Annotated in this window: 2 protein-coding genes; both read right to left on the bottom strand. The window is 47.6% G+C overall.

From position 1 onward, the window contains the following. A partial coding sequence (locus ACO6V1_RS23770; RefSeq protein ID WP_422469048.1) for a hypothetical protein occupies window positions 1-954 on the bottom strand: 954 nt, incomplete at its 3' end. A gap of 529 nt (window positions 955-1,483) precedes the next feature. Further along, on the bottom strand, window positions 1,484-1,766 hold a 283-nt coding region (locus tag ACO6V1_RS23765; RefSeq protein ID WP_422469046.1), incomplete at its 5' end, for a hypothetical protein.

Here is a 1,766-nt window from a genome sequence, read left to right as displayed (position 1 = left end):
TTTGTCAACCGTTCCGTAAACCCTCCCCCCCCCGATGCCGGCGTATGCTGATTCACCCTTGGTTTTGACCGTGCTGTTCACAGCCATGGTTTTGTCAACCGTTCCGTAAACCCGCCCCCCCCCGATGCCGGCGTCTGCATAGTCACCCGAGTTGACAATATGAACATCTTTCGCCCGGATATTACTGACTGTGCCAGTATCATCAACAACACAGGCTGCTAACCCGGTCGGCTTCGCGGAATTTTTTATATTGGCACGAGTAAACTGAAGGTCACTGATGTTGCCTTGCAGAGTGTCAACAAAACAGTCAGACAGGCCGCTGATAGTATGGCACTGCCCATCGTACTCCCCGGTGAATGTGCCAATGGGTTTATGGTCTTTACTGACAACAATATCCGCTGTCTGTTGATATTTGCCGTTTGGTGGAAATTCGGGATGTCGACCAATCTTGCCCAGGTCTTCTGCATTATTAATCTGTTTCGAATTCGCATACTGAAAAGAGCTGGCCAGCGTGCCAAGGGCAAGTAGCCCTTTGGTTCCCTGACTCCCTTGATAGCGGGCCGTGGATGGCTGTTGAAAGGTTACGTCTTTCGAGCCGGGTTCTTTTTCCTGAGCCTCTTCCCGGGTTTCTTTTGATGTCTGTGGTAATTCCGGTTTTGTATCCGGCCCGGGCGAACCGCTCCCGGACCAGGCACTGGCCATATCTTTCGCTATGAAAAGGATGGAACTCGACGGCAGGATAGTTGCTGTGGCCAGTCGCAGAAGATCTTCCACTGCTTTGCGGGAGTTGAAACCGAGGCAAGGATCTTCTGTTGGAATCAATGATTTCGCAAATGCTTTAGAAATAGCAACGCCATGGCCGAGCCAGGAATATTCGGCGCCATTCCCTGAACATTGGGAAGACGTGTCACATAATGGTTGCTGAATGGATTGCTGAATGGGTTGCTGAATCATAAACAGGACTCCTGATGTTGTCGTACATGGTTTCAATGAGTTTGACGGGTTGTCGTTATCGTAAGCCTCAGCACTCCGTTCGTCCTGAGTGCTGAGCTTGTCGAAGCATCGAAGGGCGCAAACTCCGGGCCATGATAGATCGTGCCAGCACCCTTCGACTCCGCTCAGGATGAACGGAGTTGGTACACGTCAATCTCATTGAAATGATGTAGTAGTGCATAACAGTACATTAGAAAGTGCACAAAAAATGACGGCGCACTCCCTTGTTCGTTTATGCAGTGACGTAAAAGTTCCCGGGTTATGTTTTTTTTAGTGGGCGCGATGCCTACGTTAAAAGTGTCGTGTTATCTTTATACTTGAATGGTGGTAAAACTAATTAAAATTAGCGAAAAAAGTAGCGTTTTAATCCTTCTACCTTATTGATGGCCGTTTATTCAGATGTAATTATGTATTCCTGTTCGTCTATGCAGTGACGTAAAATTTTCGAGTTATTTTTTTTATTTTAGGGTTTAAAAAGTCACACCATCGTTTATCCATTAGCCAATTTCTTTTTTTGCACCATCGAAAACCAGCCCGTCAACCGCCCAAAAAAGAAGCATCCCTGATCAGCAGGGCAGTCTATTCTCGGCCAACTGCTTAGGAATTGTCCCGAAATAATTTCCACATTTTGGGCTCGATCTCCGTTCATCCTGAGTGCTGAACTTGTCGAAGCATCGAAGGGTGATTGGCACAATACATGAGGCCGGAGTTCACGTCCTTCGACAGGCTCAGGACGAACGTAGTACATGGTTTCAATGAGTTTGACGTGTACG

This window comes from Endozoicomonas sp. ALC013, from assembly GCF_049310205.1.
Taxonomy (GTDB): domain Bacteria; phylum Pseudomonadota; class Gammaproteobacteria; order Pseudomonadales; family Endozoicomonadaceae; genus Endozoicomonas.
This window is presented reverse-complemented; position numbering and strand designations above follow the sequence as displayed.